At 61.3% G+C, this 25,768-nt stretch carries 32 protein-coding genes and 1 riboswitch; of the genes, 15 read left to right on the top strand and 17 right to left on the bottom strand.

Annotated elements, in window-relative coordinates:
- Both groEL and groES read right to left on the bottom strand, forming a co-directional pair.
- On the bottom strand, positions 1–701 hold a 701-nt coding region (gene groEL / locus AB4Z13_RS12310), incomplete at its 3' end, for a chaperonin GroEL (protein ID WP_442206016.1).
- A gap of 63 nt (positions 702–764) precedes the next feature.
- The gene (gene groES, locus AB4Z13_RS12315) at positions 765–1,061 is read right to left on the bottom strand and encodes a co-chaperone GroES (protein WP_113321375.1); all 297 of its coding nucleotides are present in this window, start codon (positions 1,059–1,061) and stop codon (positions 765–767) included.
- Positions 1,062–1,374: 313 nt separating this feature from the next.
- Between groES and AB4Z13_RS12320 the strand changes: the two genes are divergently transcribed.
- Positions 1,375–1,563 carry a hypothetical protein gene (locus AB4Z13_RS12320; RefSeq protein WP_037110174.1) on the top strand — a complete coding sequence of 63 codons (189 nt, stop codon included), beginning with the start codon at positions 1,375–1,377 and terminating at the stop codon, positions 1,561–1,563.
- Between the two features lie 129 nt (positions 1,564–1,692).
- Here the strand turns inward: AB4Z13_RS12320 and copD are convergent, their stop codons facing one another.
- From copD to AB4Z13_RS12355, 7 genes are all read right to left on the bottom strand, one after another.
- Entirely contained in the window at positions 1,693–2,580 is an 888-nt protein-coding gene (gene copD, locus AB4Z13_RS12325; protein WP_442206017.1) for a copper homeostasis membrane protein CopD, read from the bottom strand.
- Positions 2,580–2,945: a copper homeostasis periplasmic binding protein CopC gene (copC, locus tag AB4Z13_RS12330; RefSeq protein WP_442206018.1), complete on the bottom strand. Its 366-nt coding sequence runs from the start codon at positions 2,943–2,945 to the stop codon at positions 2,580–2,582. The genes copD and copC overlap by 1 nt, the downstream gene beginning before the upstream one ends.
- Before the next feature lie 139 nt (positions 2,946–3,084).
- Positions 3,085–3,681, bottom strand: a complete 597-nt coding sequence (locus AB4Z13_RS12335; protein ID WP_442206019.1) for an SCO family protein — start codon at positions 3,679–3,681, stop codon at positions 3,085–3,087.
- Positions 3,678–4,619, bottom strand: a complete 942-nt coding sequence (locus tag AB4Z13_RS12340) for a copper uptake system-associated protein (protein ID WP_442206020.1) — start codon at positions 4,617–4,619, stop codon at positions 3,678–3,680. Before AB4Z13_RS12340 ends, AB4Z13_RS12335 begins: the two co-directional genes overlap by 4 nt.
- Before the next feature lie 7 nt (positions 4,620–4,626).
- On the bottom strand, positions 4,627–6,000 hold the full coding sequence (locus AB4Z13_RS12345; protein ID WP_442206021.1) for a PepSY-associated TM helix domain-containing protein: 1,374 nt from the start codon (positions 5,998–6,000) through the stop codon (positions 4,627–4,629).
- Between the two features lie 88 nt (positions 6,001–6,088).
- Positions 6,089–6,496, bottom strand: coding sequence for a hypothetical protein (locus AB4Z13_RS12350; protein ID WP_442206022.1), 408 nt, complete (start codon positions 6,494–6,496; stop codon positions 6,089–6,091).
- Between the two features lie 242 nt (positions 6,497–6,738).
- Complete coding sequence (locus AB4Z13_RS12355; protein ID WP_310387163.1) at positions 6,739–7,620, bottom strand: NmrA family NAD(P)-binding protein; 882 nt, start codon at positions 7,618–7,620, stop codon at positions 6,739–6,741.
- Positions 7,621–7,775: 155 nt separating this feature from the next.
- Between AB4Z13_RS12355 and AB4Z13_RS12360 the strand changes: the two genes are divergently transcribed.
- Genes AB4Z13_RS12360 through AB4Z13_RS12375 form a run of 4 tightly spaced genes read left to right on the top strand, consistent with a single transcriptional unit; the run spans position 7,776 to position 9,739 of the window.
- Positions 7,776–8,336, top strand: a complete 561-nt coding sequence (locus tag AB4Z13_RS12360; protein WP_310387165.1) for a TetR/AcrR family transcriptional regulator — start codon at positions 7,776–7,778, stop codon at positions 8,334–8,336.
- A 54-nt stretch (positions 8,337–8,390) separates the two neighbouring features.
- A complete protein-coding gene (locus AB4Z13_RS12365; RefSeq protein WP_113321365.1) occupies positions 8,391–8,705 on the top strand; it encodes an ArsR/SmtB family transcription factor in 315 nt (104 codons plus the stop codon).
- The gene (locus AB4Z13_RS12370; RefSeq protein ID WP_442206023.1) at positions 8,702–9,070 is read left to right on the top strand and encodes an SRPBCC family protein; all 369 of its coding nucleotides are present in this window, start codon (positions 8,702–8,704) and stop codon (positions 9,068–9,070) included. The genes AB4Z13_RS12365 and AB4Z13_RS12370 overlap by 4 nt, the downstream gene beginning before the upstream one ends.
- Positions 9,071–9,118: 48 nt before the next feature.
- Positions 9,119–9,739, top strand: coding sequence for an ATP-dependent Clp protease proteolytic subunit (locus tag AB4Z13_RS12375; protein WP_442206024.1), 621 nt, complete (start codon positions 9,119–9,121; stop codon positions 9,737–9,739).
- 30 nt (positions 9,740–9,769) lie between these two features.
- Here AB4Z13_RS12375 and AB4Z13_RS12380 read toward each other — a convergent pair whose 3' ends face one another.
- Together AB4Z13_RS12380 and AB4Z13_RS12385 are read right to left on the bottom strand one after the other, a co-directional pair.
- On the bottom strand, positions 9,770–10,228 hold the full coding sequence (locus AB4Z13_RS12380; protein ID WP_113321362.1) for a hypothetical protein: 459 nt from the start codon (positions 10,226–10,228) through the stop codon (positions 9,770–9,772).
- A gap of 49 nt (positions 10,229–10,277) precedes the next feature.
- On the bottom strand, positions 10,278–10,622 hold the full coding sequence (locus AB4Z13_RS12385; protein WP_442206025.1) for a YidB family protein: 345 nt from the start codon (positions 10,620–10,622) through the stop codon (positions 10,278–10,280).
- A gap of 137 nt (positions 10,623–10,759) precedes the next feature.
- A riboswitch (cobalamin riboswitch) is annotated at positions 10,760–11,029 on the top strand.
- A 178-nt stretch (positions 11,030–11,207) separates the two neighbouring features.
- Between AB4Z13_RS12385 and AB4Z13_RS12390 the strand changes: the two genes are divergently transcribed.
- The 5 genes from AB4Z13_RS12390 (at position 11,208) to AB4Z13_RS12410 (ending at position 16,144) form a co-directional block, all read left to right on the top strand.
- Positions 11,208–12,242, top strand: a complete 1,035-nt coding sequence (locus AB4Z13_RS12390; RefSeq protein ID WP_442206026.1) for an ABC transporter substrate-binding protein — start codon at positions 11,208–11,210, stop codon at positions 12,240–12,242.
- A gap of 11 nt (positions 12,243–12,253) precedes the next feature.
- Positions 12,254–13,279, top strand: coding sequence for a FecCD family ABC transporter permease (locus tag AB4Z13_RS12395; RefSeq protein ID WP_442206027.1), 1,026 nt, complete (start codon positions 12,254–12,256; stop codon positions 13,277–13,279).
- Positions 13,276–14,040 carry an ABC transporter ATP-binding protein gene (locus tag AB4Z13_RS12400; RefSeq protein WP_442206028.1) on the top strand — a complete coding sequence of 255 codons (765 nt, stop codon included), beginning with the start codon at positions 13,276–13,278 and terminating at the stop codon, positions 14,038–14,040. The genes AB4Z13_RS12395 and AB4Z13_RS12400 overlap by 4 nt, the downstream gene beginning before the upstream one ends.
- A gap of 3 nt (positions 14,041–14,043) precedes the next feature.
- Positions 14,044–14,817: a class I SAM-dependent methyltransferase gene (locus AB4Z13_RS12405; protein WP_442206029.1), complete on the top strand. Its 774-nt coding sequence runs from the start codon at positions 14,044–14,046 to the stop codon at positions 14,815–14,817.
- A 193-nt stretch (positions 14,818–15,010) separates the two neighbouring features.
- Positions 15,011–16,144 carry a transporter substrate-binding domain-containing protein gene (locus tag AB4Z13_RS12410; RefSeq protein WP_442206030.1) on the top strand — a complete coding sequence of 378 codons (1,134 nt, stop codon included), beginning with the start codon at positions 15,011–15,013 and terminating at the stop codon, positions 16,142–16,144.
- 58 nt (positions 16,145–16,202) lie between these two features.
- Here AB4Z13_RS12410 and AB4Z13_RS12415 read toward each other — a convergent pair whose 3' ends face one another.
- The 3 genes from AB4Z13_RS12415 to AB4Z13_RS12425 all read right to left on the bottom strand — a co-directional run bounded on the left by AB4Z13_RS12415 (position 16,203) and on the right by AB4Z13_RS12425 (position 18,730).
- Complete coding sequence (locus AB4Z13_RS12415; RefSeq protein ID WP_442206031.1) at positions 16,203–16,418, bottom strand: hypothetical protein; 216 nt, start codon at positions 16,416–16,418, stop codon at positions 16,203–16,205.
- A gap of 482 nt (positions 16,419–16,900) precedes the next feature.
- The gene (locus AB4Z13_RS12420; RefSeq protein WP_442206032.1) at positions 16,901–17,686 is read right to left on the bottom strand and encodes a class I SAM-dependent methyltransferase; all 786 of its coding nucleotides are present in this window, start codon (positions 17,684–17,686) and stop codon (positions 16,901–16,903) included.
- Positions 17,687–18,025: 339 nt separating this feature from the next.
- Positions 18,026–18,730, bottom strand: coding sequence for an SDR family oxidoreductase (locus AB4Z13_RS12425; RefSeq protein WP_442206033.1), 705 nt, complete (start codon positions 18,728–18,730; stop codon positions 18,026–18,028).
- Between the two features lie 117 nt (positions 18,731–18,847).
- Here AB4Z13_RS12425 and gcvA point away from each other — a divergent pair, with 117 nt between their 5' ends.
- A complete protein-coding gene (gene gcvA / locus AB4Z13_RS12430; protein WP_442206034.1) occupies positions 18,848–19,741 on the top strand; it encodes a transcriptional regulator GcvA in 894 nt (297 codons plus the stop codon).
- A 132-nt stretch (positions 19,742–19,873) separates the two neighbouring features.
- The gene (locus AB4Z13_RS12435; RefSeq protein ID WP_442206035.1) at positions 19,874–20,995 is read left to right on the top strand and encodes a metallophosphoesterase; all 1,122 of its coding nucleotides are present in this window, start codon (positions 19,874–19,876) and stop codon (positions 20,993–20,995) included.
- 16 nt (positions 20,996–21,011) lie between these two features.
- Here AB4Z13_RS12435 and AB4Z13_RS12440 read toward each other — a convergent pair whose 3' ends face one another.
- A complete protein-coding gene (locus AB4Z13_RS12440; protein ID WP_442206036.1) occupies positions 21,012–21,842 on the bottom strand; it encodes a helix-turn-helix transcriptional regulator in 831 nt (276 codons plus the stop codon).
- Positions 21,843–22,023: 181 nt separating this feature from the next.
- On the opposite strand from AB4Z13_RS12440, the gene AB4Z13_RS12445 reads away from it, so the two are divergent.
- Positions 22,024–22,923 carry an SDR family oxidoreductase gene (locus AB4Z13_RS12445; protein ID WP_442206037.1) on the top strand — a complete coding sequence of 300 codons (900 nt, stop codon included), beginning with the start codon at positions 22,024–22,026 and terminating at the stop codon, positions 22,921–22,923.
- Between the two features lie 60 nt (positions 22,924–22,983).
- Here the strand turns inward: AB4Z13_RS12445 and AB4Z13_RS12450 are convergent, their stop codons facing one another.
- A complete protein-coding gene (locus AB4Z13_RS12450) occupies positions 22,984–23,742 on the bottom strand; it encodes an SDR family NAD(P)-dependent oxidoreductase (protein ID WP_442206038.1) in 759 nt (252 codons plus the stop codon).
- A 158-nt stretch (positions 23,743–23,900) separates the two neighbouring features.
- Here AB4Z13_RS12450 and AB4Z13_RS12455 point away from each other — a divergent pair, with 158 nt between their 5' ends.
- On the top strand, positions 23,901–24,491 hold the full coding sequence (locus AB4Z13_RS12455) for a TetR/AcrR family transcriptional regulator (RefSeq protein WP_113321349.1): 591 nt from the start codon (positions 23,901–23,903) through the stop codon (positions 24,489–24,491).
- An 18-nt stretch (positions 24,492–24,509) separates the two neighbouring features.
- Here the strand turns inward: AB4Z13_RS12455 and AB4Z13_RS12460 are convergent, their stop codons facing one another.
- Entirely contained in the window at positions 24,510–25,028 is a 519-nt protein-coding gene (locus AB4Z13_RS12460; RefSeq protein ID WP_113321379.1) for a winged helix-turn-helix transcriptional regulator, read from the bottom strand.
- A gap of 90 nt (positions 25,029–25,118) precedes the next feature.
- On the opposite strand from AB4Z13_RS12460, the gene AB4Z13_RS12465 reads away from it, so the two are divergent.
- Positions 25,119–25,760, top strand: a complete 642-nt coding sequence (locus tag AB4Z13_RS12465; protein ID WP_442206039.1) for a dihydrofolate reductase family protein — start codon at positions 25,119–25,121, stop codon at positions 25,758–25,760.
- The last annotated feature ends 8 nt before the right edge of the window (positions 25,761–25,768 follow it).

Consider the following 25,768-nt stretch of genomic DNA (forward strand, 5'->3'; position numbering starts at 1 on the left):
AGCATGGACTGCAGGTTCGAGAGCTTCTTTTCGTGCAGCAGGATGAAGGCGTCTTCGAGGTCAGCAACCATCTTTTCCGGGTTGGTGACGAAGTACGGGCTCAGGTAGCCGCGGTCGAACTGCATGCCTTCGACGACTTCGAGCTCGGTCTCAGCGGTCTTGGCTTCTTCGACGGTGATGACGCCTTCGTTGCCGACCTTCTGCATCGCATCGGCGATGTACTGGCCAACATCCGTCTCGCCATTGGCCGAGATCGTGCCGACCTGGGCGATTTCTTCCGACGTGCTGATCGTCTTGGCCTTGGAAAGCAGGTCCTTGACGACAGCAGCAACGGCAAGATCGATGCCGCGCTTCAGGTCCATCGGGTTCATGCCGGCTGCAACGGCCTTGCCGCCTTCGCGAACGATGGCCTGTGCGAGAACCGTGGCGGTCGTGGTGCCGTCGCCGGCGATGTCGTTGGTCTTCGAAGCAACTTCGCGGACCATCTGCGCGCCCATGTTTTCGAACTTGTCTTCGAGTTCGATTTCCTTGGCGACAGAAACACCGTCCTTGGTGATGCGCGGAGCGCCGAAGGACTTGTCGATAACGACGTTGCGGCCCTTCGGACCGAGCGTGACCTTCACTGCGTCAGCGAGGACGTCGACGCCGCGCAGCATCTTTTCGCGCGCATCACGGCCGAATATGATTTGTTTGGCAGACATGGAAACCTCCCGGGCTGATCGCCCAATGATCACTATAAAACAGAATAGGGATGCGGTCGACGATCAGGCGATAATGCCCATCACATCCGCTTCCTTCATGATCAGCAGATCCTCACCGTTGATCTTGATCTCGGTGCCGGACCACTTGCCGAACAGGATGCGATCGCCGGCCTTGACGTCGAGCGGGACGACCTTGCCGGACTCGTCACGAGCGCCGGTGCCGACGGCGACGATTTCGCCTTCCTGCGGCTTTTCCTTGACCGTGTCAGGAATGATGATGCCGCCCTTGGTCTTGGCTTCAGCCTCGATCCGGCGCACGACGACGCGGTCGTGTAACGGCCGAAAATTAATCTCTGTCATTGTGGGGTTCCTCGACGGGATCGCAGCCGAATGGCCAATCCCGATGAACCGTTTGAGCAGTCTTACGTTGAGAGTGCTAGTGAGATTCGTGTTTTGGTAGAATCCGAGAGCGTGATCTCCGCCGGGCCTTGAATGACTGCGGATCGGTGCGGCCCACTTGTTTAAAATCTTTTGGATCTTATTTAAATTTTTTAAGATCGAACGTCTGGCGTCGATGGAATTCGAAACCGGAATAGTTGCGGTCGCCATGCGAACCTCGTGCACCAAGAAGAGCTCAAATCTGCCTGATATCGGCCACCCAAGGAGACGCGATATGATCGAATTCCGGAAAAAGAGTGAAAACGAAGTCAGATCTGCCGAGATAGAAGCAAGTCTGAAGAAACTGGACGCGGAAATGGCCTCCCCGAACATCAAGGAAGTCAAGCATGAAGAGCTCTCAAAACTCCGCGACCAGCTGACCATCGAGCAGGCAGCAATAAGAGAGCCAACCAAGCGCGTTTGAGAATTGAAGGCTTCGCGGCAGCCTGATCGCCGCGAATGGGCTCCAGATGACCTCGACTTCGTCCTTGCCCGTTTATGGACGGATGAGCATTTTCCGGCTTGGCTCCGGAAGGTGGCGTTAAGCAGCGCCCTATCCCGGAAACGGCTCCAGCGTCCCGAACCAGGCGACGAGCGCCACAACGCAGGCGGCGATTACGAGCTCCCCCACGGTCCCCACCGCCAACGCTTTCCCGGCCAAGTGCGACCGCCCCATGCGCGGCACCAGCCCATAACGGTTGACGACGGCAATCAGCATCATCAGCAAGGCAAGCGCGATCTTCAGGGAAAGCAGCCGCTGATACGGCACGCTCCAGTCAAGCGGCAAGCCACCGATGATCAGCAGACTATTGGCAGCCCCGGATAAAATGACCAGCGCCACCGCCACATGCCCCGCCGTCGAGAAACGGATCAGCGCTGTCAGGGCATCGGCCCCTATCGTACTGTCGCCAAGCCGGGAAAGCACGAGCGCCACGGGGATCAGCGCCCCGACCCAGGCGCAGCCCGAGAGCACATGCACCATGTCGTTCGCCCGATGCAGCACCCGTAGCCACCCGTCATTCATGGCCGCATGGCCGGTCAGCGACAGGCCGCAGAGAAGAAGCGCGGAGACGACGGCCGTAACGGCAACCTTCTGCCGTAACGGCAGCAATGTCACCGTAAGGAGAAGCGCGGCAAACACCGCCTGCCAGGCCCAGGCAGTGCCGACGGAGGTTCCCGTCAGCACTGAAGTCATTACATCCCCGTCCAGCCCATCCGCCCAGCCATTGCCGAGCATGGCGCAGCGCACCGGCAGCACCACCACTGTTGCAATGACAGCCAGCGCCACCGCGGCAACACGCACGGCCCGCAGCTTCGCCCAGATACAGCCGCTCAAGCCCTCCGGCACGAGCAGCCACAGATAGGCGGCGCTGCCCCAGAGAAACAGGACAGCCCCGTCGAAGACGAAACGGCAGGCGATGTTGGCGGTATCAGGTGTCATCAGGGCTTTACGGTGAACGTGAAGTTACCCTCTGTCTTGTGCCCATCGGTCGAAAGCACATGCCAGTCGACCATATAGCTGCCGGGAGCGAGCTTATCAGACACCGGCACCATCAGCACCTTGCCGCCATCCTCGAGCATGGTGTCGCCGAGTTTGATCTCTATCTTGTCCGGCCCGGTGACGGTGACGCCACTGAACTTGAGATTCAGTTCCTCGGTGAAGGTGAGATCAAGTTCGCTGGGGGACGCGACGGCAGCCTTGTTGGCCGGCTCGGAGCTTTTCAGATGCGCATGCGCAAAGGCCTGGCCGGCAAGGGCGATGCTCGCGACGGCGGCGACGGAGAGGATGCGGGTCAATTGAGACATCAGATTATGCCTTTCGGTTTCATTGGGACAGGCGATGGCGTTTGGCCCTTGCCTGGTTAGACAGTCGGAGAGCGGATTTATTCCGGGCGATGCCGCAATTTGCTGCTGGGGTTTGCGCTTTGTTCGGAGCTCCGCCATCTCACAGCCCTCCGCCGAGCAACACATTACGGATCTTCGCCAGCGCCTCATCCCGATCCGTGCCGTACGGAATCAACCCCTTCAGCCGACCATCGGCGCCGATCATCAGCAGCGAAACCGTGTGGCTCATGTGATAATTGCCGTCTTCGCTCGGCAGCTTCGACGCATGGATGAACCAGCCGTCGGAGACCTTCCTCATCTCCGCCGGCTCACCGGTAATGCCCGTGATGCGGCTGGAGAAGGCGGTGACGTAATCATGCATCACTTCTCGCGTGTCGCGCTCCGGATCGATCGAGAAGAAATAGGCCTTCAGCGCCCTGCCCTGATCGCCGAGCGTCACCAGCCAGTCGGCCACCTCGTAGAGCGTCGTCGGGCAGGCCTCCGGGCAATGGGTATAGCCGAAATAGACGAGCGCCGGATGCCCCCGGAAGATCGACTGGTCGATCGCATTACCCCTGTCGTCGACGAGAGAAAAATGCGTGTTGAAAGGCCCCGTGCGCGGCTCCGAAAGATAGAGCGACACCATCAGCGCGACGAGCGCGCCGATGAAGACCGCACTTGCGGCAAAGCCTGAAATGGCAAGGGTGCGCGCGCTCATTGGCCATGCCCCTCATGGCCGCTCTGACCGGCGTCACCGGCCTCTCCCGTCATCATGACAGTGCCTTCGAAGCTCGCAAACAGCGCCAGCACTTTGGGGTCGAGCCTGGCTTCAGCCTCCGCGAGATCCGCCGCCAGCGCCTTGGCATCGTCAGCCGAAAGCCCGGCCTTCTCCAGCGCCGCCGCTTGCCTGATCCCGTCGCCGCTGCAGAGAAAAACGCTCCAGCCATGATGGCCCTTCTTCAATAGCGCGCGTCCGCCACGCCCATCCTGCTGCCAGCCGGCGATCGCCCAGTCATTCCTGACGACCACGGGCAGAATGGTCAGCGGCTTGTCCGGCCGCTCGAACATCGTCTTCAGCGTCGCTGGAATGGCCTCTTCAGGCGGCGGCCCCGACATGTCCATGCCCTCCATGCCAGGCATATCCATCGCCCCATGGTCCATGCTGCCATGGTCCATGCCGCCATGATCCATGTGACTGGCCCCGCCGACATCGTCCAGCGGCCCAGCGATCTTGCCGACGGCGAAATCGACCGTGATCTCACCAGCCTTCTCGAAGCTCAGCACCGCCCGGATCGTCTCGCCCTGCTTGAAGGGTTTTTCGACATTCTGGAACATCAGATGATAATTCGGCTCCAGCGTCACCGTCTGCCCAGCCGGAATGGCAAGCCCGCCCTTCAACTCGCGCATGGTCATGATGCCATTTGCCATGGTCATCTGGTGCAACTGCACGGTCTTCGCCCGATCCGAGCTTGCGGCAACAAGTCGGTCCGGCTCGCTGCCTGTATTGGTGATCGTCAGGTAGCCGTCGCCGACCTTGGCGCCCGGCACCATGGAATGCGAGGCCGCATGGTCGATCCTGATCGTCGGCTCCTGTGCCACCACAGCCGTCGCAATCATCACGCCAACGAAGAGAGAAACAATCGTCTTCATCATCATCCCCTCCTCAGGCAAAGGCGCGCTTCAGCGGCGGCACGAAGCGGATCACCACCTGGTCGAAGGCGATCATCAGCAGGATCACCAATCCGCTCATCGGAAAGGCAACTGCGAAGGCGAGCACGATGGTCCAGAGCCCGAGATAGACCGAGCGCCGCGGCGGCATGGGCGGCACGCCGATCCTTCCGGTCGGCCGCCGCTTCCACCACATGACGATGCCGGTCGTGCAGGAAAGGATGATGACGAGGCAGGTCGCCAGCATCAGCAGCTGGTTAAAGAGCCCGAATTCCTGCCCCTGATGCACATTGATGCCCCACTCGATCGCCTGGCCGAGGAAGGGATATTGGCCGAAGGAGAGATCGACGAGCACCTTGCCGGAATATTGGTCGATATGGAGAGTGCGCTCCTTGGCGAGATCCTCGGGATAGACAGCCGCCGTATAGACGCCCGTCTCGCTGCCGGGAATGGCAAGATCGAAGCCCGGCGCCATGCCGAGACCCCGCGCAATCTCCACCGCCCGATCAAGCCCGATCGGCTTCTTCGACTGCGCCGCCGCAATCTCCGACAGCGGCACCGGTGCCTTCTCGACGATCCAGCCGGCCTTGGGAAGGATATCCTCCGTCACCTTCTGCGATTTCGGCACGGCATCCCACAGCTGCACCGGATAGCCGAGATCGTGGCTCGTCAGCCAGGCGTTGGCATTGGCGCCCCAATAGCCGGACCAGGGCATGCCCGTCATCGCCATGAAGAAGATCAGGATACCGGCGAAGGCACCTGTCACCGCATGGAGATCGCGCCAGAAGACCCGCCGCGAAGGCGTGCCGCGCACGGTTACCACCCCACCCGTCTGCCGCCGCGGCCACCAGAGATAGATGCCGGTCACGACCAGCACCATGGCAAAACCGCCCGTGATCTCGATCAGCTTGTTGGGCAAGCCGCCGAACAGCGCAAGGCTGTGGATGCGCTTGACAACATAGTTGAACTCCTCGGTGGAGCCCACCGTATCCAGCACCTTGCCGTCATAGGGATTGACGAAAACCAGCGTCTGGCCGGCATCCGAAGACACGGTCACGATCGCCGACCGGTCGAGCCCGGCCGGGTCCTTGTAGGAGCTCGCAACCGAGCCCGGAACGGCAGCCGCCGCGATGTCGGCAATCTTCTGCGGCGACAGCGCCTCGCCGGCGGGCTCGACGATATAACGATAGGCAAAGACCGTGTCGTTGATCTCGTCCTTGAAGAGATAGAGCGAGCCGGTAATGGCAAGGTTCAGCAGGAAAGGAATGACCAGCAGGCCGGCAAAGAAGTGCCAGCGCCAGATGGCGCGATAGAGCGAAACGCCTGGTACGGCGTTCTCTGCCGCCTCAGTGGCAGTAGTGATAGACATGGAAGTGGATCCGAATCCTCGGCCGGCGGCGTCAATGCGGCCCGGCCATGATTGCAAGACGCATCACGGCCAGAGCCACGACGCGGGTTCAGGCAAGGATCGGATTTGCAGGCGGGGCGCGCGGCCCGGTATTCGGCGGAAAAAGCTCACGATGGAAGGCCTCGACGCGGCGCGGCAGTTCCGCCTTGAACGTAAAGCCGATGCGCGCACCGTTGATATCGGCAGGCTGCGGCAGCACGACGGAAGCGCCGATACGGCAGGCTTCGCACGGATTGAGATGCGCAATCTTGCCATGCTCCTTGCCGTGGTCGTCGACAACGGTGACGCAGAGCGTTGGAAGCGTGCCGTCGGGCAGCACATATTGGGCAAGCGCCGCAGGGCTCAGAGCATCTTCGGCAGCTGCTGGAACCTGATGCGCAAGACCGACGAAAACGAGCGCGATGGTGCACAGAATGCGCACCAGCCATTGCTCGATCCTGTCCAGACGATGTTGCATCGTTCCCCTGCGCCGCGAGGCCCCTACCTCAGCATCGAATCCGTGATAGCGGCATCTCGCGCAAAGCTCAATGCGACATTCATGACCAGACGACGGATCATAGCGGCTCAGGCAGCCGGATTGAATGGTGACGGATGGGACGGAAGCAAGGTCGCCCCATCCGTCGAAATCCCGCTACACGCATCCACGTCGGTCAGATGCGCCAGTTCCATCTGGGCCTTGAGGCCAGCCGGTTGCCCGAGTTAAGCGCGATCGAAGGCGGCGCGGTTTTGCTCGACGAAAGCCTCCACCGTCATTGGCGGCGTTCCCGTGAACTGCTCGATGACGTCGTTGGTGCCCGCAAAGACGCCGTTGCGGCAGTCCTCGGCGATGCACAGGAAGTGCTGGATGATGAAATCGTCAAGGCCGAAACTCTTCAGGCGCGCCGTATAGGCTTCGGCAGTCGCCGGCCGGTAGCCGATCTTGCGGCCGAGCACTTCGCTCATCCTTGCGGCGATCTCCGCCTCGCTGAGCTCCACCGGACCGAACAGCGGATAGATCTTGCCAGCGTGTTCGGCCGGGTTTTCCAGCATGGCCGCAATCAGCCGCGCCTGGTCCTCGCCAGTAACAGGCGCATGCCTCCCCTCGCCATAGGGCAGCTCGATCACGCCCTCACTGGCAATGACGTCGCTCACCCAGGGGAATGTCAGCCATTCGGAGAAGAAGGTCGGGCGGATATGGGCGGTCGGCACACCCGACCAGTCCAGCACGCGCTCGGCGACCCAATGGTTGCGGGCAGCATGGCTTTTCGCCACCTCGCGCGCCGAAATCTGCGACATGTTGACTATGAGCTCCAGCTTTGCCCGCCGTGCGGCATCGGCAAAATAGGCCGTCACATCGATGAGATCCGGGCGGATCGGATAGCAGAGATAGGCGGCATTCACGCCCGCGACCGCGCTGATGACGGCATCATGATCGGTGAGGTCACCGACCACGACCTCCGCCCCTGCCGCAGCGAGTGCTTGAGAACGCGCATCTTCCTTATGCACGAGCGCGCGTACCTTGTGGCCCTTTTCCAGGAGGATGCGGGTCGTATGCTTGCCGGTTTTACCTGTGGCTCCGGTCACGAGATAGGTCTTGGACATGGTCTTCTCCAGTTGTGAAAAGGGCGCAGGATTCCACCGGAGCGAACCACAAGGCTCGCCCGTTACAAATCGCCCGCCCTTGAAATTTAGATTACGAGTGACATCTAATTAGATGTTGGTTACAATCTAAATTGTCAAGGTGCGGGAGACCGGAAATGCGAAAATCAAACGAGGAAGCGGCAAGGACGCGCCAGACCATCGTCGCCACCGCAGCCGACGAGATCAGGCGTTCGGGCATTGCTGAAGCAAGCGTCGCCGACATCATGGCCGCTGCCGGCCTGACACCGGGCGGCTTCTACCGCCACTTCGAAAGCAAGGATCATCTGGTCGCCGAAGCGCTGGAAAAGGCGGGAGATCAGGTCGCCGGAAGCATGCGCAAAGTGCGCGACGAGGCCAGCTTCGACGATGTCGTCAACGCCTATATCGACGGCACCCGGGCCGGCGGCAAAGCCGTGCCCTCCTGCCCCATCTCCTCCCTCGGCAGCGAGCTCGCCCGCTCCGGCCCAGAGACGCGTGAAGCTGCCACCAAAGTGATCGAAGACATGTTCTCCGTCTTCAGCTCTGGCCCCGCCGGTACCAAGGCCAGCCGCCGCAAGGGAATGGCCGCCTTCGCCACGCTGGTGGGCTCACTGACTTTGGCGCGTATTGTGACCGATGAAGAGATGGCGGATGAGATTCTTGATGTAGCCCGGCAGAAGCTGCACCGGGCGGAGTGACCCCGCTCATTGGACACTCTTGCGAATCGCATAAGTGTATGCTTATGTGTTGTCATGATGGAACACGACATTTTTCGGGCGCTCGCCGACCCGACCCGCCGCACGATCTTCGAGAAGCTGGCGAACGGCAGCATGAATGCCAGCGCGCTTCGCCAGGGCATGGATATCAGCCAGCCGGCCATGTCCCAGCATCTCGCCGTGCTGCGTTCGGCACGGCTGGTGCGCGAACAGAAGGAGGGCCGTTTCGTGAATTACGAGGTCGATCCCGAGGGGCTCACCCTCATCGCCCAATGGCTGGCGAAATATCGCGCCTACTGGCCAGCCCGCATCGATGCTCTCAAGCTCTTGCTGAAGGATATGGACCAATGAACGAGGTGAAGACCGAGATACACACCAAGCAACAAACCGGCTTCGAACAGAGATACGAGCTGGATGCGCCGCCGGAAAAGGTCTGGCGGGCGATCAGCATTGCGGAATTCCGGGAGAAATGGCTGCCGAAGGAAGCGCTTGCCGATCCGCAATCGCTCTCCGAAACACCGGGAAAGGAGGTTCGCTACAGATTGCGCGACGACAGCCCGCCCTTCCTGGAAAGCATCGTCACCTTCGCGATCGCACCGAATGCATCGGGCGGGACCAGCCTGCGGATCGTCCACGAGTTGACTGGTGACACTTTCGAGCGGCTTTCGAGATCGGTCGCCAACAGCAACAGCCAGACTATGATGCTCGCCGCCTGACGCGGCAGGCCTTCCCGCTTATCAATTCTGAAAGATTGGAGTTCGCCGATGCGCGAAACGATGCAACTCGTCCCCATGGTCGTCGAACAATCCTCCCGAGGGGAGCGATCCTTCGACATCTATTCCCGCCTCTTGCGTGAGCGGATCATCTTTCTGAACGGCGAGATCAACGACGGCGTGTCCGCCCTCGTCTGCGCCCAGCTTCTGTTCCTGGAGGCCGAAAATCCCAAGAAACCGATCAACCTCTACATCAATTCGCCGGGCGGCGTCGTGACCAGCGGTTTTGCCATGTACGACACGATGCGTTTCATCCGCGCGCCGGTGCACACGCTCTGCATGGGAACGGCCCGCTCGATGGGCTCCTTCCTGCTGATGGCCGGCCAGCCGGGAGAGCGATATGCCCTTCCGAATGCCAGCATCCTCATCCACCAGCCCCTCGGCGGCTTCCAGGGCCAGGCGTCCGATATGCTCATTCATGCCGAGGAAATCAGGAAGACGAAGCAGCTCATGACCAGCCTCTATGCCGAGCATTGCGGGCGATCCTATGAAGAGTTCGAGCAGGCGATGGATCGGGACCGCTTCATGAGGGCTGAAGAGGCCCTGGAATGGGGGCTAATCGACCGCATCCTGACGGATCGAGAGGATGTGGCAGAGGTAGGAGCGCAATAGCCATGCGCCCCACCCTCGCCAGCCTAAACCTCAGCTACCGGCCTTCAATGCCGTATTGCAAAGGCTCCAGTAACCGCCGCCCTTCTGGATCCATTTCAGATCGTTGAGCGTGCCGGCATCCTTGTTGGCATGATAGCTGTCGACGCAGGTATGCAGCCGGCCCTTGGCAGGCGTCTCACTGGCGTATTTCTTGTCGATCGCCTTCGGCATGGTCACGCCCTTGGGGGCCTTGACCGTCGGCTTTGCGGGCTCCTTGTCCGTCGTTGCGGCCACTGCCTTGTCATCGGCGGCATCTTCGGCGGCCGCATCCGCGCCGCAGAACTTCGCCCGGAAATCGTTCCACTTCATGTCCTTGGCCGAACCATCGGCCTTGGCCGTCTGATATTTGGCGCTGCATTCCTTCATGGTCAGCGCGGAGGCCGGAGAAACGAAGAAGGCGGCGGCAATCAACGCTCCGGCGGAAGCGGGCACAAGCAATCTCGCAATCATGGGATATCCTCGTGTTGGGGGCAGTTCACGGCATGCACGTCTTTGAAAGCTACGAGACGGTTCCATTAGGTGTCGCCGCATCGACGGCTTGCGGCAGATGCTCGGCGAGCAGCTTGGACACATCGTCGGCATCGACGCCGAACTTGGCGGCGAGATCGCGCAGCTGATCGGACGACAGGGCCGCCTGGATCTGTTCCGCCGATACGGGAAGATTGTGGCCGGTGCCGATCCAGGATGAGACCTGCTCGCCGAGGCCCGCCGAATTGAGCTGGGAAACGATGCCCTGCAGCCCTCCGGCATTGTCGAATATTCTGGTTGCAACCGCGACGTAATCGACTTGCCTGCCGGCAAGCACATCAGAGAGAACACCGCCTAAACCGTCGAAAATACTCATGGTTGCTCCTCCACCCATCAGCGGATTCTACATTAGCATGAGGTAAAATTTCTGTCATTCCGGATTTGCGAAACGACAGCCTTCCCTCCGCAAACAATACTTCTCGCTGGCCCTGCTTGACGTTGCCCATGGTGGCGTCCTAAGTCGGGGGAGACGGTTCCCCGAGGAGAACTTCGAGGGGATTAATAGGGAACACGGTGCGGACGACCCAAAAGGGACCAAGACCGTGGCTGCCCCCGCAACTGTAAGCGGATTGCCGGTTATATCCGGAATGAATGCCTCGTCGTTCATTCCAGGACATCACCGGCGAGCTGGTCACTCCAAGTGCCACTGCGCGCAAGCGCGGGAAGGCAGATGACCGGCTGACATCCGCGAGCCAGGAGACCTGCCGTCAATCACGATCCAATCAGCCGGGCGGGGATGCCTGGACAAGGAGCAGATATGATTGACCTTATTTCCTGCCGCTTGCCGCACGCGATCCGTCCCGATTGGACCACCCGCCGCTAGCCCTCCCTCCACGTTTGGCTCACGCATCTGCGCGCGCCGGCGTCCGCTAGCCCTTTTCCTTCCGATCGAGAGTTTCCAATGCGCCAGACTATTCCAGGCTTTTCTCTTGCGCTCGGGCTCGCCAGCCTTTGGTTGGCCGGCCTTGCAGCACCCGCCTTCGCCGCCACCCAATATCCCCTTACCCTCAGCAATTGCGGCCAGCCAGTCACCTTCGAGAAGGCACCGGCCAAGATCGTTTCGATCGGCCAGGGCATGACCGAAGTGCTCCTCTCGCTCGGCCTTGCCGACAAGATCGCCGGCACGGCCGTCTGGGTCGGCCCGGTCCTGCCGCAATATGCCGAGGCCAACAGCAGGATCAGACGGCTGGCCGACAACGACCCGAGCTTCGAATCCGTCGTCGGTGCCGAGCCCGATCTGGTGGCTGCCGAATTCGAATGGCATGTCGGCGCTGCCCAAGGCTCCGTCGGCAAGCGCGAGCAATTCAAAGACCTCGGCATCAACACCTATATCGCGCCTGCCGATTGCGTCGCCAAGATCAACACCGATGGCGGCGATGGTGTTCGCAGGGAGCTGTTCACGATGGACCTGATCTATCAGGAAATTGCCGAAATCTCCGAAATCTTCGACGTGAAAGACCGAGGCGATGCGCTGATCGCCGACCTGAAGAAGCGCGAGGCCGCGGCCGTTGCCTCCGTTTCAGGCGCTGCAGCCAAGAACCTGCCCGTCGTCTTCTGGTTCTCCAGCAAGGAGGTGAAAGGCGATGCCTTCATCGCCGGCAAGAACAGCGCCCCTGCCTATATCCTGAAGACGCTCGGCGCGAAGAACGTCGTGACGACTGAAGAGGAATGGCCCCTCGTCGGCTGGGAAACGATTGCGCAGGCCAATCCCGCCGTCATCGTCATCGCGACCATGGACCGCCGCCGCTATGCCGCCGACGATCCCAAGGTGAAGGTGGATTTCCTGGAAAACGATCCGGTCACAAGGGAGCTCGATGCCGTCAAAAACGAGCGCTTCATCATGATGGACGCGCAGTCGATGAACCCGACGATCCGCACCATCGACGGCATCGAAATCCTGGCAAAGGGCATCGCCGCCTCCGGTCTGGCGCAGTGAGCCAAGCTGCCTTGCCACAGAGACGATGGTGGGCGCTTGCCACGCTCACCGTCACCGCCCTCTTCCTGCTCGGTATCATGATCAGTCTCGCCGTATCGATCGGCGAGATATCGATCCCGCTCGCCACCACGGCAAAGGCGGTTTCCAACCGCCTGTTCGGCACGGCATTCGAGCTCAGCCGCATCCATCAGGGCATCGTCTGGGATTACCGCCTCAGCCGTGCGCTGGTGGCGGCGAGCGCCGGCGCGTCGCTGGCGCTTTGCGGCACGGTGCTGCAGGCGCTGCTGCGCAATCCGCTCGCCGAACCCTATGTGCTCGGCATTTCCGCCGGCGCCTCCACCGGCGCCGTCTGCGTCATGATCTTAGGCCTCGGTTCTGGCGTGCTCGGCCTCTCCGGCGGCGCCTTCATCGGCGCCGTGATCGCCTTTCTTCTGGTCGGCATTCTGGCGGCGGGCGCGGGTGGCACCAGCGAGCGCATCATTCTCTGCGGCGTGGCGGGCTCGCAGCTCTTCAACGCGCTGACCTCCTATATCGTCACCACCTCGGCCAATGCCGAACAGGCGCGCGGCGTACTCTTCTGGCTCTTAGGGTCGCTCAGTGGCGTGCGCTGGCCGGATGTCTATCTCTCCGTGCCGATCGCGCTCATCGGCTTCGTCGTCTGTCTTGCCCATGTGCGCGCGCTCGATGCCTTCGCCTTCGGCACGGATGCCGCAGCCTCCCTCGGCATCGCCGTGCGCCGCGTGCAGTTCACCCTGCTCGGCGTGACAGCGGCGATGACGGCAGGCGTGGTCGGCATGGTCGGTTCCATCGGCTTCGTCGGCCTCGTCATTCCCCATGCCGCCCGCTTCCTCGTCGGCCCCGCGCATGGCCGCCTGCTGCCGACGACTGCGCTTGGCGGAGCGATCTTCATGGTCGGCGCCGACATCGTCTCGCGCATCATCATTCCCCAACAGATCTTGCCTATCGGCGTCGTCACCGCGCTCTTCGGCGCACCGGCCTTCGCCATCATCCTCTATCGCGTGCGGAGAAGCGCATGAGCATATCAGTCGACAAGGTCACCTATGCCGCCGGCAATACCATCATCGTCAATGGCATCAGCATATCAGTCGAAAGGGGCAAGGTGCTCGGCCTGCTCGGGCCGAACGGCTCCGGCAAATCGAGCCTGCTGCGCCTGATCTGCCGGCTGCGGCAGGTCAAAAGCGGCATCATCCGCCTTGGCGACGACGATGTCTCCGGCCTCTCACGCGCTGCCCTTGCCCGCCGCATCGCCTTCGTCGAACAGCAGTCGACGACCGACACGCAGCTCACCGTGCGCGATATCGTCCGCCTCGGCCGCACGCCGCATCGCGGCCTCATCTCCTCCTGGGAACCCGATGACGATGCCGCCGTTGCGGAAGCGCTCGCCCGCGTCGACATGACCGCGCGCTCCGGCCAGCTGTGGCAGACACTGTCAGGCGGCGAACGCCAGCGCGTGCATATCGCCAGAGCCCTGGCGCAAACGCCGAGCGAACTCCTGCTCGACGAACCGACCAACCATCTCGATATCCAGCACCAGCTCGATATCCTGGCGCTGGTCGCCAGACTCGGCCTCACCTCCATCATCGCGCTGCACGATCTCAATCTGGCGGCGATGTTCTGCGATCATCTGGCCGTGCTGCAGAAGGGCGAAGTCGTGGCCGCAGGCACGCCCGAGGAGGTGCTGACCGAAGCCTTGATCGCCCGCGTCTTCGGTGTGCGCGCCCATATCGAAAGATCGGCTGTGCATGGCCGCACACATATCCAGTATCGGATGGGCTGAGAGATGGATGGCGTAAATTTCGATCTGAAGGAAGAGATCCGCGACTACTGGTCGAAACGCTCGGAAACCTTCGATCTCGCCTTCGGCCACAAGATCGCCCCCGGCCCGGAGGCCGATGCCTGGCAGAAACCGATCCGCGAAGCCCTTGGCCCCGAGCCGAAACGCGTGCTGGAACTTGCCTGCGGCACCGGCGAAGTGACCCGCCTGATCCAGGATCTCGGCCATGACGTTACCGCGCTCGATTTCTCCGAAGCGATGCTGAAGGTTGCCCGCGCCAAACACGCCGGCAAGGAGCGCCTGCGCTTCACTCTGGCGGACGCCGAAAACACCCTGGAGCCTGATGCACACTACGACGCGATCATCTGCCGCCACCTGGTCTGGACGCTGACCCGGCCGGAAGAAAGTTTTGCGGAATGGTTCCGCATCCTCAAACCCGGCGGTCTGCTGCTCTTCTTCGACGGCAACTGGGCAAGCCCGAAACCGACCGGCCGCATCGCCAGCCTGCTGATAACATGTGTCGACCGTTTCATCGGTGCCGACAGCAACTATGACGGCGCGCTCAGCACCCGCCACGCCCGCATCATGTCAGCCCTGCCCTTCGGCTCCGGCCTGCGTCCCGACATGCTGCTGCCGCTTCTGACATCGGCGGGCTTTACAGGCATCGAACTGCACTCCCATGCCCCGATCGCCCGGGCGCAGAGGAAGAATGCCAACCTCAGAAACAAGCTTAGAACCCTGGTCTACCGCCGTTTCATCCTGACCTGCCGGCGGCCTTGACGGCCGCACTTGCGGCACGCCCATTCTCCATGCGTCGCCATTTCGCCGAGACCTAAAGCCAGGCTGGGCCCAATGCCTGCCACCGTAAATGATTGTTGCATTTACCGTTGCGTACTTGCCGGATGCCGTCAGCCGTTCAGGATGATCCACGTACGAACCGGCAGTCCGCCTGATGCAGGAAGGGAAAGGTGTTATGGCAAAGACCACCGCGCCCTTACCAGGCATAAGCAAGTATCGCGCTCTGCCGGTCGCCATGCTGGCGTTTTTCCTTTGCCTGGCCGGATGTCTGCCCCATCAGGCACTTGCCGCCCCGCCTGAATTTCCGAACCGCGATCTGGTTGTTGGCACCAAGGAAGCCCCGCCCTTCGCGATGAAGGCGCCGGATGGCACCTGGACCGGCCTCTCAATCGATCTCTGGCAGCAGGTCGCCGAAAAGCTTGGCGTCAAATACCGGCTGGTTGAGGAACCCTCGGTCCAGAGCCTGCTCGATGCCACGAAGCGCGGGGATTATGACCTCTCGGTCGCGGCCATCACCATCACCGCCGACCGGGAACGCAATGTCGATTTCACCCAGCCGTTCTACAATACCGGCCTCGGCATTGCCGTTTCCGTCCAGAGCGTTTCCGTCTGGTACGAGATCACCCAGACGATGACCTCCCTCGGTTTCCTGCAGGCCGTCGGCGCGCTCATCGGCATTTCGCTGGCCGTCGGAGCCCTGATCTGGCTGTTCGAACACCGCCACAACGAGGATTTCGGCGGCGGCGCGGCCAGGGGACTCGGCGCCAGCATCTGGTGGTCGGCAGAAGCGATGACGCAGGCGAGTACCGGTCATCGCGGCCCAAAAACGCTCGGAGGACGAACCCTTGCGATCCTCTGGATGGTCATGTCGATCATTACTATCGCCGTCTTCACCGCAAGCGTCACCTCCGCGCTCACGACGCGCCAGATCAGAGGACTGGTCAATGGTTCAGAAGACCTGCCGCGGGTGCGCGTCGGCGCCGTGTCGGGATCGGCGACGACAGGATTTCTCGATGAAGAACGCATCAGGCACCGGGATTTCGCCAATGTGCAGGATGGCTTCCGGGCCCTGACATCAGGCTCCATCGATGCCTTCGTCTACGATAAGCCGCTGCTGGCCTGGACGGCCGAACAGCAGTTTCCCACCAGTGTGCAGGTGCTGGACACCGTCTTCGAAACGCAGAATTACGGCATGGCGATGCCGGCCGGCAGCCGCTATCGCAAACCCATCGATGTCGCCATTCTCGAAGCAATTCACGACGAGGCATGGAAAGAGACACTGTTTCGGTATCTCGGCGAGAAAAAATGATCGACGCCCACGTGGTTCAGGCTGGTGTCCGGCGCGGTTCAGCCCCCTGCCATCACGCCTACCAGTTACCCGGATCGGCAGTATGATCGACAGCGGCGAATTCGTCCGCCTTTGCCCGATCCAGCGTCACAGTCCTCGTCCTCTTCGTCTCGTCCGCGACCAGATAACGAAGCGGCGCCGCATCCTTGGCGAGCTCCTGATAGAGGAGAAGCGCGGCCTCCTCGGCGCTATCGGCCTCGATCTCTCGCGTGATGGACACAGTGAACTTCTGCATGGCTTCGGGCTTTCTCGATCGTCGCGGGCATGGGCGCAATGTCCACCGCCTGACAATAAGCGCAGAGCCGAATAGTTCAAGCTGCCCCTGCCCTCGACGATCAGCCGCCACAGACGGAAGCCATTGGCAGCGGCCGGCTTTGAGCGGCGTACCGTCGTGGCGATGGGAGACGGTGATCAAGGAGGCCACATGACAGAACGGCGGCGCTAATATTCGCCCTGTTGACCCAAAAGAACTGTCGGCACCTATTTGAACATCTCAGGCGAATAGGTGCCGTCGCTGTTCAATATCTCAGCGCGTTGCTGCAGCCGGCAGAGATATTGGTGGATCGAGCATCTGATTGCTGTCAGCGGTCGAACCATAAAGCGCCGCATAACGCCGACATCTATCCAGATGAGCCGGAAGTGGGGAGCATCCGGCTCACAGGTTTCGGCATAACCAAGAAATGGCGGAGATCGAATATCCGAGCCATCAACGAGCTTTCACGGTTTGCGTGCTCGGATGTGTAGGAAGATTGGCGCAACGCGGGTATCGGCTACTACAGGTTCGGCAAGGGCGACTTCCGGCGATGCCATTGGTTCGCCAAACGCCTCGATTATGAAGCCGGCACCGACGATCATGGATACCCAGCTTGTCAGCGTGCGATGGAAACGCGGCACCGAAAAGGGTGTCAGCGCTGCACGCTCTTCAGCTGGAATCTCGGAAAACAGCCAGCGCTCGATGCGCCCGTCGGTCTCATCGAAATAGTCGGCAACCTGAACGGCAACTGCAGCGCCGCTCTCATCGCGGATATTGCGGCGGGTCGGCGGAACGAAACATGGATGCAGAATCGAAAACTGCAAGAACCCACCGGGCTTCAAAATGCGGTGAAGGCTCCCCAGAACTTTTTGCTGGTCAGCCATGTCCATCAGCGACATAAAGGCGGTGACGAAATCAAAATTCCCTTCCGGAAAGTCAAGGCTCTGGCCGTCGCCAACCACGTAGTCGATACCGAGTGGGTCCTGTGCCTCCGTTTGGCGGGCATAGCGAATGAAGGTAGGTGCGATGTCCACCCCGGTCATGCGGGCACCAAGTTGGGCTACTGCGCGGGTATTGGTGCCTTCACCACAGCCGAGATCAAGTCCCGTCAGACCTGCGATCGGGGGTAACATGTCCAGAAAGGCGGGCGTGTTAAGTGCGTCGCGATATTTGTCGTAACCAGCACGACTATAGATCGTCCAAGTCTCCGCATTGCTTTCCCAATGGATGGCGACATCGTTTGTGTTCATGCTCATCGTCCTTCACGTCCTTCCAATCTTTGCTTCTACGTCCGCTTGCCATCCGCAGCGGCATTCGCACAAACCGCAGCGCGAGCCTCGAGATCAGCTCATTTCCGCCGTCGGCTGAACGACCGCCGACGCAGGCACGTGTTTCCAGTTCTTGAGGTCCGACGCCTTAAGACCGGAATGAAAATCGATCAGGTCTGCTGGGCAAATCATGTTTGCCAAATCCAATCCCCCTCGGCGCACAATCAAAAGGTGTTCTCTCTTATCGAGAAAACACCTTGTGTAGAGCTTATCCGAGAAGAACGTGGGCCACGGCCCGCCTCAGCAACCCATCCCTGCCGCTCAAACAGACCGCATCAACCCACCATCAACCTTCAGGCTCTGGCCGGTAATATACCCCGCCCCGTCAGACACCAGAAACGCGATGGTCGCGGCAACTTCCGCACTCGTGCCATAGCGCTGCATCGGCACGGTCTCGCGCCGCGCCTCGGTCGCAGGCAGGCTGTCGATCCAGCCGGGCAGCACATTGTTCATGCGGATGTTCTCGGCCGCATAGGTATCGGCAAAGAGCTTGGTATAGGCGGCAAGGCCGGCGCGGAAGACCGCCGAGGTCGGAAACATCGTCGACGGCTCGAAGACCCAGGCCGTCGAGATATTGACGATCACACCCTTCTTCTGCGCCTGCATGATCGGCGTTACCAGCCGCACCGGGCGGATGACGTTCATCAGATAGACGTCCATGCCCGTATGCCACTGCTCGTCGGTGATCTCATTCAGCGCTGCGCGCGGACCATGCCCGGCGCTGTTGACGAGAACGTCGATGCGCCCCCACGCCGCCATCGCCGCATCGACCAACCGCTTCAGATCGTCGTTCGACTGGTTGGAACCGGTGACCCCGACACCGCCGAGATCCTTGGCCAGCGCCTCGCCCTTGCCGGAGGAAGACAGGATTGCGACCTTGTATCCATCGGCCGCAAGGCGTCTCGCGCTTTCGGCGCCCATGCCGCTGCCGCCTGCGGTGATAACAGCCACTTTTTCTACTGACATTTCGGTGCCCTCCTGAAGTGATATCGTCGATTGATCGATGTGTGCACGCACGATACCATGTCCGCCACGCGAGCGCGAAACAGTTCTCCTCTTTTATGGCAGTAGAAAAACTACTCGATGAGCGATATCCCGGGAAAGCTTCCCTCCCTCAATGGCCTCAGAGCCTTCGAAGTCGCGGCGCGCCACCTGAACTTCAGGCTTGCCGCCGAAGAGCTCGGCGTGACGCAGGGCGCCGTCGCCCAGCAGGTTCGCGGGCTCGAAGCGCAGCTTGGCTTGACCCTGTTCGAGCGGCTTCCCCGCACGCTGGCGCTGACGGCCGAAGGCCGACGCTACATCGCCGATATCAGACGCGCCTTCGAGATCATCGCCCGCGCAACAGACGAGCTGAAGTCACAGGCGATCAAGCTCACCATCAGCACGACGCCGACCTTTGCATCCAAATGGCTGATCCCGCGCCTGCCTGACTTCACCGCTCTGCACCCCGATCTCGATCTGCATATTCTGGCGACCGAGCGCATCTCGAATTTCGTGGCCGATGGCGTCGATCTCGCGGTCCGCTATGGCCGCCCGCCCTTCGGGCCGGGCCTGAATGCCGAGCTCCTGTTCGAGCAGGAGGTCATTGCCGTCTGCAGCCCGCTGCTGCTTGCCGGCCGGAATGCACCGCGCACGGCCGAGGATCTCTCGGCCTATCCGCTGCTGCACGATGCCCACAATCTCTGGCCGGAATTCGTCGAGCGCCATCTCACCAACAGCCGCAGCCCCTCCTTCAAGGGCATCAGCTTTTCGCAGACCTCGCACGCCATCGAGGCAGCGATTGCCGGACAGGGCATCGTTCTCGCCAATGGCGGCTTCGTCACCGACGATCTGGCCAAAGGCCGGCTGGTGCATGTCTTCGAAGCCAGACTGCGCGGCCCTTCGGACATCTACCTCGTCTGGCCCCGCTACCGGAAATCTCCTGCGCGGGAAACCGTGATCGGCTGGTTGTTCACTGAGGCGCAGAAGGCTGGCTGAGCACTCTCGCATGGGGCCGGCGTCGGGCTGGCGGACATGAAGTACGACGAGCCCCTTGCGCAGGACACCGGAGACACCAGATTCAGTCTCTTCATTCCCTCCGATAAGCATCGATAATCACAGGCCTATTTAATGTTCCATTTCATTCTCGGGCTTCCATGGCTGGTTGTCCTCCTTCGCTTCATCCTGCCCCTGCCGTGGATATGGCCTGCCAAGGCGCTGCTTGCCGGCGTGCTCCTGGTCGCCTCCCAGCAGGTGCTGCTGAACCGCATCTCGTCAGGCTCCGTCTTCGCGCCTGAATATCCGCGCCCGCTGATTATCGTGCTGAATTTCCTCTTCGGTGCGACACTCCTGCTGGCCGTCTTCCAGATCACGCTCGATGCCGCCTCGCTTGTCCTTGCTCTCGTCGAGGGACAGTTTCCGGCCGTGCCCCCTGAGGTCCGCTATATCATCGGGCTCGCGGCCTTCGGCCTGGCCGCTTTTGGCGTCGCTGGAGCCGTGCGCATACCACCCGTGAAGAATGTCGAGATAGCAATCCGGGATCTTCCCGACGCCTTCGACGGCTACCGCCTGCTGCAATTGACCGACCTGCATCTCAGCCGCCTCTTTCCGGCGTCCTGGGCCGAAGCGCTCGTGAAGAAGGCCAATGATCTGAAAACCGATCTGATCGTCGTGACCGGCGATTTCATCGACGGCCGCCTCGAAAAACGCCGTGCGGATGTCGCCCCCCTGGCGAAGCTCGAAGCGCCCGATGGCATCTTCGCCATCCCCGGCAATCACGAATATTATTTCGGCTACGACGATTGGATGGAGCACGACGCCAGTCTTGGCATGCGCATGCTGATGAATGAGCACGCCGTCATCGAGCGCGAGGCGGGCCGCATCGTCATTGCCGGCGTGACGGATCTTGCGGCCTTCGGCAGATCGATGCCCAATCCCGATCTTGCCGCGGCCCTGAAAGACGCGCCCTCTGAGGCCCCGATCATTCTTCTCGACCATCAGCCAAGAATGGCAGCCGAGACGGCCAAGGCGGGGATCGCACTGCAGCTGTCAGGGCATACCCATGGCGGCATGGTGCTAGGCCTCGATCGTCTGGTCGCCCGCGCCAATGGCGGCTTCGTCTCCGGCCACTACCAGGTCGGCGGCATGCAGCTCTATGTCAACAACGGCACCGCGCTCTGGCCCGGCTTTGCGTTCAGGCTGGGCCGGCCCTCGGAACTGACGGTGTTCACGCTGCGCAGGAATAATTCCTGAAACCGCTGCGCCTCGGTCAGGGACGGCCGTTCTTCTCCCGTACCAGCCTGCGAATACGCTCGACCACATCGGGATCGATAGGATTGTAGACGACCATGTTGAGATCGGGCCTGCCGTCGATGGCAAAGCCCGAATATTCCAGCTCGATATCGCCGAGAACAGGATGTCTCAGCCGCTTGGTGCCTTCGCCATGGGCGATCACCTCGTTCTCCTGCCAGATCGCTTTGAACTCCGGGCTGGCGAGGCAGAGTTCCTCGACCAGTTCGGCAATCTCCGAAGTAGCCCCTGCGCGCGCCGCATCCGCCCGGAAGGCGCCGACGACGAACCGGGCCACTGTTTCCCAGTCATGCTGGACGTTCCGGACGTTGGGGTTGCAAAACAGCATACGCAGGACATTCCTGTCCTCAGGTGCGAGCTTGCCGTAATCGGTCATGACAATGGTGGCCGCGCGGTTCCAGGCAACGATGTCCCAGGCCGCGGTACGCACCAGCGCCGGGCTGACCTCAAACGTATCGAGAAGACGCTGCAGGCGCGGGCTGATGCCTTCGACGGCGCGGTAGCGAACCTCGGGCGGGCGGCCGAGGCCGAGCATGAAGAGATGCTCGCGTTCCGGTTCGGTCAGCATCAGCCCGTTTGCGATCCGGTTGAGAACATCGGACGACGGCGCCCCGCCGCGCCCCTGCTCCAGCCATGTGTACCACGTGGGACTGATATTGGCGCGCTGCGCCACCTCCTCGCGTCGCAAGCCCGGCGTGCGCCGGCGGCCCGAGAATCCGAACACGGCCGGATCGAGGCGCGAGCGGCGGTCGCGAAGGAAGGTGCCAAGGGGGTTGCCGTCGGTGCTCATACTGTCCCTGTTAGCAATTATAATAGGATAACGTCACTACTTTAACAGCATAAAACATAGCGCAATATTGGGGTCTGTAAAGCCTGTCGCGCAAAAGTGTGAAGCAGTTTCGCGATAACGACATGCGAAAAAACAAGGACTTAAAGCGTGCAGCGGCATGCTTTGAAACAAGGAGATACCCATGCGCATTTTCCTCACCGGCGCCACCGGCTTCATCGGCTCGGCCATCGTCCCCGAACTCCTGAAGGCGGGCCATCATGTCATCGGCATGACCCGCTCGGGCGCCGGCGCAAAAGCGCTCGAAGAGGCAGGCGTCGAAGTTCACAAGGGGACGCTGGAAGAGCCTGAAAGCGTCCGCAGCGGCGCCGAAAAGGCCGACGCCGTCATTCATACGGCCTTCGACCATGATTTTTCGCGTTTCGTCGAGAATTGCCAGAAGGACAGCCGCGTCATTGCCGCAATGGGCGAGGCTCTCAAGGGCTCGAACCGCCCGCTGCTCATCACATCAGGCACCGGCATCGGCAATGCACACCTCGGAGAGCTCGCGAGCGAGGATGTCTTCAATATCGAGCATCCCAACCCGCGCATCGCTTCCGAACTTGCCGGCAACGCGCTTCTGGATGCCGGCGTCAACGTGTCTGTCATGCGCCTTCCCCAGGTCCACAACACGTTCAAGCAGGGCCTCGTCTCGCCACTCATCGAAATATCGAGGGCAAAGGGCGCCTCCGCCTATGTCGGCGAAGGTCGCAACCGCTTCCCCGCCGGCCACCTGCTGGATGTCGCCCTGCTCTACCGGCTGGCCATCGAACGTGCTGAACCCGGCGCCCGCTACAATGCCGTCGATGAGGAAGGTGTCTCAATGCGCGAGATCGCCGAGGCGCTGGGCCGCGGCCTGAAACTGCCCGTCGTCTCCATCGCGCCGGACAAGGCGTCCGAGCATTTCGGCTGGATGGGCATGTTCGCCGGCCTGGACTTCCCCGCCTCCAGCGAAAAGACTCGCCGCATCCTCGGCTGGAAGCCTGTTGGACCCGGCCTGATCGCCGATCTCGACGCGATGGATTACAGCGCTCTCGCAGCCTGAGCCGAACTTGCCGCCTGCGGGACGTCTTTCAGTTCCGCAGGCGCAACCTACCTCTTGTCGTCAGATTCCAAGGCCGCCGGCCACATCGATCACGCTGCCGGTCATGTAACCCCCATGCGGCCCCGCCAGATGGCAGATGAGCGCCGAGACTTCCTCGAGCGTTGCAATGCGCCTGATAGGATGCAGGTCCAGAAGCGCGTCAGGCACGCTGTCTCCCAGCACTTCGGCAGACATGTCGGTCGGCATCACGCCGGGCTGGACGACATTGACGGTGATGTTGCGGCCGCCGAGATCGCGCGCGACGCCTTTCGCATAGCCGATGAGGGCAGCCTTCGTACCGGCATAATCGGCAACGCCGGGAAACGGCACGCGCGTGCCGAACAGCGAGCCGATGAAGATGATCCGGCCGCCATCAGACAAGACAGGTGCCGCCGCCCGCGTGGCCGCCACCGTGCCCAACACATTGATTTGCCACTGGCGATCGAGGTTGACCACATCGAGCTCGGGATCATCGACTGTCTTGCCCTGCACAGCGATTGCCGCATTGTTGACGAGGATATCGAGCTTGCCGAAATAAGCGATCACCTTGTCGATAAACGGCTTGGCCGCCGTCATGTCGGCGTGGTCACTCTGGATCGCCAGAGCCCGCACACCCCCGGCCCGCAGCCTTTCCACCACCGCTTCCGCCTTGGCGGCAGAAGCCACATAGCTGATCGCAACATCCGCGCCATGCGCCGCCAGCGCTTCAGCCGCCGCAGCACCAAGCCCACGCGACCCACCGGTCACGAGCGCGACCTTTCCCTTCAAAATCTCAGACATGAGTGTCCTTTCTACCCCGTCAAAGCACCACCCGCCCCTATCGGCAGGCAGAGCAGTTTTTTCGTAACGATCGTTACGGTAACGATTGGTATGAAATGTAGACAAAGCCTGTCAAGTGGTTTAATAACGATCATTATGAAATTGGCCGAGTTGATCTGATGGGACGCCATCGCGAATTTGACATGGAGAAAGTGCTCGATGCGGCGCTATGCGTTTTCTGGCGTAAGGGCTACGAGGGAGCGTCCTATGCTGACCTGACAGAGGCTGCCGGCGTCGAAAGACCCGCCCTCTATTCCGCCTTCGGCAACAAGGAAGCGCTCTTCCGGCGGGCGCTGGATCGCTATTCCGAGCGATATCTGGATTATCTTCCGGAAGCGCTCAAGCTCCCTACCTCGCGCCAGGTCGCAGCCCACATCCTCTACAATGCGGTCGACCTCAATACGCGTTTTCCCAATCATACGGGCTGTCTCGGCATCAATGGCGCCGTGGCGGGATCGGACGAAACCGAACCCGTGCGACAGGCGCTGATCGACTTCCGCGCCGCTGGCCAGGCACAGCTTCATGAGCGCTTCGAGCGGGCAAAGGCGGAAGGTGATTTGCCGGAAACGGTGAACACGGAAGCCCTTGCGGCATTCGTGATGGCAATGACCCACGGCATGGCGGTGCAGGCCAAAGCCGGCTTTAGCCGCGACATGCTGAACGCCGTTGCCGATCAGGCGCTGTCCACTTGGCCGGCAAAATCATCCTGAACCTCGGTGGACGGAAACCTATCCTGCCGCATTCATCTTGGCGCGCACCTCCAGAAAGGCCGCCGTCAGTCGCGCCAGAACCGGCGATTTGACTGATCCATTCGCCCCACCGATCGGGTCCTCGATATGGATCCTCCTGAGATCCTCCATGAACTCGTCCCAGAGCGGCTGCCCGCCCTCCTCCAGCAACTCCGCGCGGATGCTGAGATCCTCGCTGACCGGTAGGTGCCTGCGCCCCCAGGCGCCGATCATCGCAAACATCGGCACGAGCTGGATGGAGGCCTCCGTCAGGCTGTAGATGGATTTCTGGCTGTGGGAGGGATCGTCGAGCTTGGTGATCAGCCCATAGGACATCAGCCGCTTGAGACGTGCCGCCAGGATATTGGAGGCGATACCCTCCTCCGACTGCGTCAGCAACTCGCGAAAGTGACGGCGATTGCCGAACATGATATCCCTGATGATGACGAGGCTCCATCGATCGCCCAACACCTCCATCGTCAGATTGATCGGGCAGCCCGACCGTATTTCGATATTCATATCCGACTCCATGAGAAAAACCAGTTGCATCATAGGATCAGTTATGCAACAACTCAACTGATTTCAAAATGCAACCAGATGGAGGCTGACATGGCACGTGTACGTGTTGCTGCATTTTCCCTTTCTATCGATGGCTTCGGCGCCGGCCCGGATCAGAGCCTTGAAAATCCCCTCGGCAAAGGTGGCATGGCGGTGCACCAATGGTTCTTCCCCACCCGCACCTTCCGCACCATGATCGGCAAGGACGACGGCACGACTCGCGTTGATGACCAGTATGGTGCGGCAGGTATGGCGGGCTTCGGCGCTTTCATCCTCGGCCGCAATATGTTCGGCCCGATCAGGGGCGAATGGCCTGATGAAGAGTGGAAAGGCTGGTGGGGTCCGAACCCGCCCTATCACGCGCCAACCTTCATCCTAACCCACTACGCCCGCGAGCCGATCGTCATGGAAGGTGGCACCACGTTCCATTTCATCACCGGCGGCATCGAGGAAGCGCTGGAAAAGGCCAAGGCTGCAGCCGGCGACAAGGACGTCAAGATCGGCGGCGGCGTCAGCACCGTGCGCCAGTATCTCAAGGCCGGCCTGATCGACGAGATGCAATTCGCTATCTCTCCGGTTGTCCTCGGCAAGGGCGAAGCCATGTTTGAGGGTATCGACCTGCCGGCGCTCGGCTTCTCCGTCAAATCCCACGAGATGACGGAACTGGCCGCGCATGTCGTGCTCTCGAAGTGAGGCTTGCC

The organism is Rhizobium sp. YAF28, assembly GCF_052113285.1.
In the GTDB taxonomy this organism is placed as follows: domain Bacteria; phylum Pseudomonadota; class Alphaproteobacteria; order Rhizobiales; family Rhizobiaceae; genus Rhizobium.